The following is a 7,079-nucleotide window of genomic DNA, read 5'->3' on the forward strand; positions in this document are numbered from 1 at the left end:
ATTCTGGGAAATCGAATTTGCATTGCTAGGAAGGTTTGCCGACTTCCACTTTTGAGTAATAGATTTATCCCCTAAACCAAGAGTTGTATTCGATAAAGTTTCATCAGTGGAATTAGTTTCAGGAAAAGTATTTGTCTGATTCTGGGAAATCGAATTTGCATTGCTAGGAAGGTTTGCCGACTTCCACTTTTGAGTAATAGATTTATCCCCTAAACCAAGAGTTGTATTCGATAAAGTTTCATCAGTGGAATTAGTTTCAGGAAAAATATTTGTCTGATTCTGGGAAATCAAATTTTCATTGCTAGGAAGGTTTGGCGACTTCCACTTTTGAGTAATAGACTTATCCCCTAAACCAATATTTGTATTGGATAGAGTTTCTTCATTGGAATTATTTTCAGGAAAAGTATTTAGGAGAAAATTTGTCTGATTCTGGGAAATCAAATTTGCATTGCTATGAAGGTTTGCCGACTTCCATTTTTGAGTAATAAATTTATCGTCTAAACCAATATTTGTATCTAAGAAAGTTTCATCAGTGGAATTAGTTTGAAGACAAATATTTGTCTGATTCTGGGAAATCAAATTTGCATTGCTATGAAGGTTTGCCGACTTCCATTTTTGAGTAATAAATTTATCGTCTAAACCAATATTTGTATCTAAGAAAGTTTCATCAGTGGAATTAGTTTGAAGACAAATATTTGTCTGATTCTGGGAAATCAAATTTGCATTGCTATGAAGGTTTGCCGACTTCCACTTTTGAGTAATAAATTTATCGTCTAAACCAATATTTGTATCTGAGAAAATTTCATCAGTGGAATTATTTTCAGGAAAAGTATTATTGTTCTTTTTTTGCAAATCCTGGTTTGCAATGAAAGAACAATCTTTTGGTTTTTGTAGAGTAGGAAATACGGGAGTAATAACTGTAATGTCTGGTAGATGAGTGCCACCATTGTAGGGATTATTTAAAACATAAACATCTCCTGGTTTAAGGGTATCGCCTTTTTCAGAAATTACAGCATTAACACTTTCGCTCATGGAACCTAAATGTATAGGAATGTGAGGAGCATTGGCAACTAATTGACCGTATTTATCGAAAATAGCGCAGGAAAAATCTAGTCTTTCTTTGATATTTACTGAAGAGCTAGTATTTTGTAATGTAATTCCCATTTGTTCGGCGATCGCTCGAAATAGGTTATTAAATATTTCTAGCATTACTGGGTCTGCTGAAGTTGAATTTTTTTCTGGAGACTTGCTGGTTAATTCTGTTTTAGTTTCTGAGGTTTTGCTGCGGGTTAAAATGAGGTGATTTTTGGTAGTTAATTCTGCTTGCCATCCAGGTTCGATAATATTGGTTCCGGTTTTTTCAATTATTAAGGCCGGACTATTAATTTTGTCTCCTGGTTGTAAATTTTCTCGTAGATAAATAGGAGTATCATGCCATTTTCCGGCGGTGTAAATTTGTGTTGTTGTAACTGGAGTTGTAGGAGATTTTTTAGTGGGAGATTTTTCTGTTTCTTCAGGGGTTTCCATTTGCTGAATAAGTTCTAGGGAAACTGCTTCAACTATTAAGGATTTTTCTGCCATGATAAATCCATATCTTTGTTGATGAGCTGTTTCAAATTCGGCTTTCATTGTGGAGATATTTTCGGAAAAGTCTATGATTAATGTTGAGTCACTGCCTTGATATTTGAGGTGAACTTTGGATAATAAAGATGTAACAGAAGCATCTTGCTTATCAAAATTATTCCTTTCTGAAATTAAATCTGTTGTAGATTCTAAATCTTGATTTTCTGAGGAAAAATTTTCAGATATTAACTCTTGTTTAGCTTCAGTTTCTGACAAAGATATAACAGAAGCATCTTGCTTATCAAAATTATTCCTTTCTGAAATTAAATCTGTTGTAGATTCTAAATCTTGATTTTCTGAGGAAAAATTTTCAGATATTAATTCTTGTTTAGCTTCAGTTTCTGACAAAGATGTAACAGCAGTATCTTGCTTATCAAAATTATTCCTTTCTGAAATTAAATCTGTTGTAGATTCTAAATCTTGATTTTCTGAGGAAAAATTTTCAGATATTAATTCTTGTTTAGCTTCAGTTTCTGACAAAGATGTAACAGCAGTATCTTGCTTATCAAATGTAGATTCTAAATCTGAATTTTCCGACGAATAATTTTCTGTTATTAACTCTTGCTTTGCTTCAATTTCTAACTTAGTAAAAATTTCCTTCAATTCTGATAATAATTCCGAAGTTAGTATTTTTTCAACCGCCTTTTCCTTCATCACTCGAATATCTGCTAATCCCATCCCATAAGCAGATAAAACTCCGGCGTAAGGATGAATAAAAATTTGTTTCATTCCCAAAGCATCAGCAATTAAACAAGCGTGTTGTCCTCCCGCTCCGCCAAAACAACAAAGAGTATATTCCGAAACATCATAACCCTTTTGCAAAGAGATTTTTTTAATCGCATTTGCCATTTTTTCCACAGCAATAGCTAAATATCCATTTGCCACCTCTTCCGGTTTTTTACTATTACCGATTTCTGCTGCTAACTGAGTAAACTTTTCTTGAACAATCTCCAAATTTAAAGGTAAATTTCCCTCCTTACCAAAGACTTTAGGAAAAAATTCTGGCTGTATTTTTCCCACCATTACATTACAATCTGTGACTGTTAAAGGTCCGCCTTTTCCATAAGCAGCAGGTCCGGGATTTGCTCCTGCAGATTCAGGTCCGACACGATAACGAGCACCATCAAAAAATAAAATTGAACCTCCACCAGCAGCTACAGTATGTATCGACATGATCGGAGTTCGTAATCTTACTCCAGCAATTTCTGTTTCAAATTCTCGTTCATATTCTATTGTTTTATCTACTGCTCCGGCGTAATGAGCGACGTCAGTAGAAGTACCTCCCATATCAAAACTAATTATTTTATGAAAACCTGCCATTTTACTTGTTTGAACTGCTCCAACAATTCCACCAGCAGGTCCGGATAAGATACTATCTTTGCCTTGGAATTTTTGAGCATCTGTTAAACCGCCGTTCGACTGCATAAACATTAGTTTAACTGGCTGTCTTTCTGAAATATTGCGACTATTTAAAAGACCTTTTTGAAAAGTTAAAGTTAAATCTGTTTGATTATCTGTTCCTTCTCCCACTTCACCTTCTATTTCTTCTTTTTCAAAAGTAGATTCGGTGGAATTTTGCTGGGGAGATATTTTCTCTTTTCCCGACTTATCAAAAAAGCCTAAAGAGTTACTAACTTGATTAACATACCGTCGTAAAATTGGTGATAAATAAGCATCAACTACAGTAGTATCTCCCCGACTAACTAATTTCATTAGAGGACTAACTTCATGAGAAACAGATACTTGAGTAAATCCAATTTCTTGAGCAATTTCTTTGATTTTTTGTTCGTGTTTCGGGTAACGATAACCGTGCATCAATACAATAGCGCAACTTCTAATTCCTTCCTTATATACTGTTTCAAATTGAGAAATTAATTCCGTTGTTTGAAGTGGGATTATTTCTTCACCTTTCGCTGTATAACGTTCTTCAACTTCAATAACTTTTTCATACAACATTTCCGGCAAAATAATTTGCCTAGCAAAAATATTAGGGCGGTTTTGATAACCAATTCTCAGAGCATCTTTAAAACCTTTAGTAATGACTAAAACCGTGCGATCGCCTTTTCTTTCCAATAAAGCATTAGTCGCAACAGTTGTACCCATTTTAATTACTTCTATTTGTGTTGAAGGTATAGGTTCATTTTGAGAAATTCCTAATATTTCTCTAATTCCTTGAACTGGTGCATCGGGGTAGCGGTCTGGATTTTCTGATAGTAATTTATGAATAATAATTTTACCATCAGGAGCTTTAGCAACTATGTCTGTGAATGTGCCGCCACGGTCAATCCAAAATTGCCAAAGGCTGTTAGTAATCAATGTATTAGTCAAATTCATATTAATTTTAGGGATAATAATTGTAATTTTTTTATTCAAAAGTGGTAATAGTTATAACCATACTAAATCCTCAAACATAATTTTATGCAGTTTTTATAATTATTCATACATACCAAGTACAGTTTGTCAAAAGAGGCTGATATAGCTGAAGTCAGAAGTCATAACATTTCTCAATAAAGTTGCACTTAATAAAAGAGAATAACTATCAATCAAATTCAGGTCTGGGTCATTTCAGTTATCATTTAGCCTCCTATGGTCGGAACTGCGCAATTCAGTACCTCTGCAATAAGGAGGCTTGACCTTGGCGAATATTCTGTTTTCTCAAGGGGAGATTGGATATGGTTAGGTCACCCATCCATCCCATCCTAAGGTCATGCTCCGCTTTCCGACCGCTGTCTTGGTCGATTGGAGGCAAGCGTTTGCGCTTCGCAAAGCTTCGAAGTTCGCGTAGCGTCCCGGAGGGAACGGAGACCTCGCCATCCCATCCTAAGGTCATGCTCCGCTTTCCGACCGCTTTTTATCCCCTATCCAAGGCGAGGCTTTAGACCACAATTTTTCGGTAAGGAATTATTAAGTGCATTGTTCCAGACAAATGACCTAATTTTATTTTGATTGATGATTCATTAAACTATTACGTTACAGTTTTTAGATTTTAGATAAAGTCTTCAGAGTGGTATTGCTCAACTTCATCTTAGTTGATAGTCAATTAATTATTCATTCAACAATTCACGCCTTGAAGCCTCCCCTATCCAAGGGGAGGCTTCAAAAATTTTCCTTTTAGTCAATCAATTCCGTTTTAAGAAGGGGTAATTATTAATTATTAATTGTTCATTGTTAATTGCTGAAGTTACAGTTTTTAGATTTTAGATAAAGTCTTCAGAGTGGCGATAGTGCTACGCACCGCTACGCGTTTCATGTCGCGAAGCGAAACACCTCATACCATTTCTCCATCAAGTTGCACTTGATAAAAGATCATAACTCTCAGTCAAATTCAGGTCTGGGTAAGAATTATTAGACCTCTGCGAAAAAGATATAGATTTTTTGGGTATAGTAGAGAACACTTAACTGGGAACAGGGAACAGATAAGATATTTTTACGAAAAAGGCAGAAAAAATTCTTTTTTCTGGTGACTTTTTTTTCTTTAGCCAATATAACTAAAAGGTTTATTTATTTTCCGCAGATGTCTATTAAGTGGATTCTTACAGAGAAATGGTATCAGAAGTCAAAAGTTATAGCGGTTTTCCAAAATGTTGACTTGCATTGCTTCTGCCTCACAGGAGTGCGCATTCCCTCTCTTGGTCAGCATTCCCTCACAGGAGTGCACATTCCCTCTCTTGGTCAGCATTCCCATGGCGAGGAGACCTCGCCGGGTTCCGACCGCTTGCGACTTGCCTCTTGCAGAGGAGTTTCGAAGTGCGCTAACGTCGTCGCGGGGTCGCACCGCTTGCATCTTACGCACCCCGCGGGATTGCACCGCTTCTGTCCTCAGCATAAGTGCCTTTAAGCCAAAATCTCTGTATTCTATTTAATGAAAAGCGCCATAAATTTGCAGTAGGGACTAAATTTGACAGGCGTGATAATGTACTAGTGGTTTGTCAATTTTCAAATGATGGGTTCAGACAAGGGAAGGAAGACAAGGGAGGAAAGTAGACAAAGGAGAAAATTTAATAGCTTATCCCTCACATCAATCTTGACAGACCACTAGTCGTCTTAGGGACTACTAATTGTTATCTATGTCAGTCAAAAATCAAGTGTTGTAAAATTATTTGATTCAATCAATCGGTAGTCGAGCAAAATTATTTGTATATATATTACTCAGGTAGATTATCTTTTCTCAGTTGCGGTGTTCCCTATTTCTTATCTCCAGCAAATGTTAAATTAATTTTGCCAAGGTAATTATAATCTTGCTTCTATATCAGTTCTTATATTAATGAGATACACTATTTTTTTTTCTATTCCCTATTCCCTAAAATCCCCAACTTATGTATCTCACCAATTTGAAAATTACTATATAAATCGATCATAATTCACCTTCATATAGAGTCCCTTCAGAAATTGTCATTGATTCCATTTCCATTTCCAAATTTTCCTGACTACTCATTTCTCTTATCCATCTCAAAAGTGTATTTGCTAACCTTGTTGCTACGACAGTTCCTTCAAAATTAAAATCAGGATTTTGTAAACCCTTTCCCAATATTTGCTTACCTATATCTGTAATAAAAACTAATACTGCTCTATTTTTCACCTCAATTCTAATTGCTCCTAATTTTTCTAATTCCTCATATACTCCTTGATATTTACCTATTTTTTTACCGTATTTTTTCCGTTTAACTCTAGTAGTTAATTCACTTTTTTTTACTCCTATAGCTGTTTCTCCTTCTCCTCCTAAATCCCATAAAGTAAGTAGTAGACGAGTTTTATTTATATCTTCAACACTTTCTTCTCCAATGCTTTCATTATCATGCCCTAAATTAATATTTGTTTCTGTTTCTAAACTCTGATTTTCTGTTGACATCTCCAGATTTCCTTATGTGTATGAAATCATTAATAAACGCCATTGGGTAGACTCATCTTTTTGTTGATTAAACCTGCCCACGACCAGTTAAATGATTAACCAATTTCAAATTAAAATTTAACTATGAGAAAAGACTCTAATAACTCTTAATTTGAAAATCAGAAATGCTTGTAGAGAGACAAACCTAAATATTCAATATTTTCTGTGCCATCTCTATACTTTGACGCATATCCTGTTCACAATTAATCAATGCAGAATGTTCTACATCTGTCAAGTCTGTCTCTTATATCAAATCCGGTTGAATACTTATTATATAGTTGGGACAGATGGGGAGATGAAGATGTGGGGAGATTGAATATTGAAGTAATTATAGAATTATAAACATATATTATATAACCTGCTTCTACATAACACTTTTCCAACTCCCTCACTTCCTTAACAAATAGGGAACTGCTAAAAAAATATTTTCTAAACCATATTGCCCTTGAAGATAGGTACTACAAGTTCATTAATTGATAATTGATAATGGATAATTGATAATTACCTCGGGTTTTAACCGAGAGGATTGAAGATCAGGAAATATTATTTCTTCTCTTGGTCGATTGGA

General features: G+C 34.9%; 2 protein-coding genes. Both read right to left on the reverse strand.

Annotated elements, in window-relative coordinates; translation table 11 throughout:
* On the reverse strand, positions 1 to 3,957 hold a 3,957-nt coding region (locus F6K22_RS25590; RefSeq protein ID WP_293104498.1), incomplete at its 3' end, for a hydantoinase/oxoprolinase family protein.
* 2,020 nt (positions 3,958 to 5,977) lie between these two features.
* Entirely contained in the window at positions 5,978 to 6,472 is a 495-nt protein-coding gene (locus tag F6K22_RS25595; protein ID WP_293104500.1) for a hypothetical protein, read from the reverse strand.
* Positions 6,473 to 7,079: the final 607 nt, after the last annotated feature.

This window comes from Okeania sp. SIO2F4 (assembly GCF_010672385.1).
In the GTDB taxonomy this organism is placed as follows: Bacteria; Cyanobacteriota; Cyanobacteriia; order Cyanobacteriales; family Microcoleaceae; genus Trichodesmium.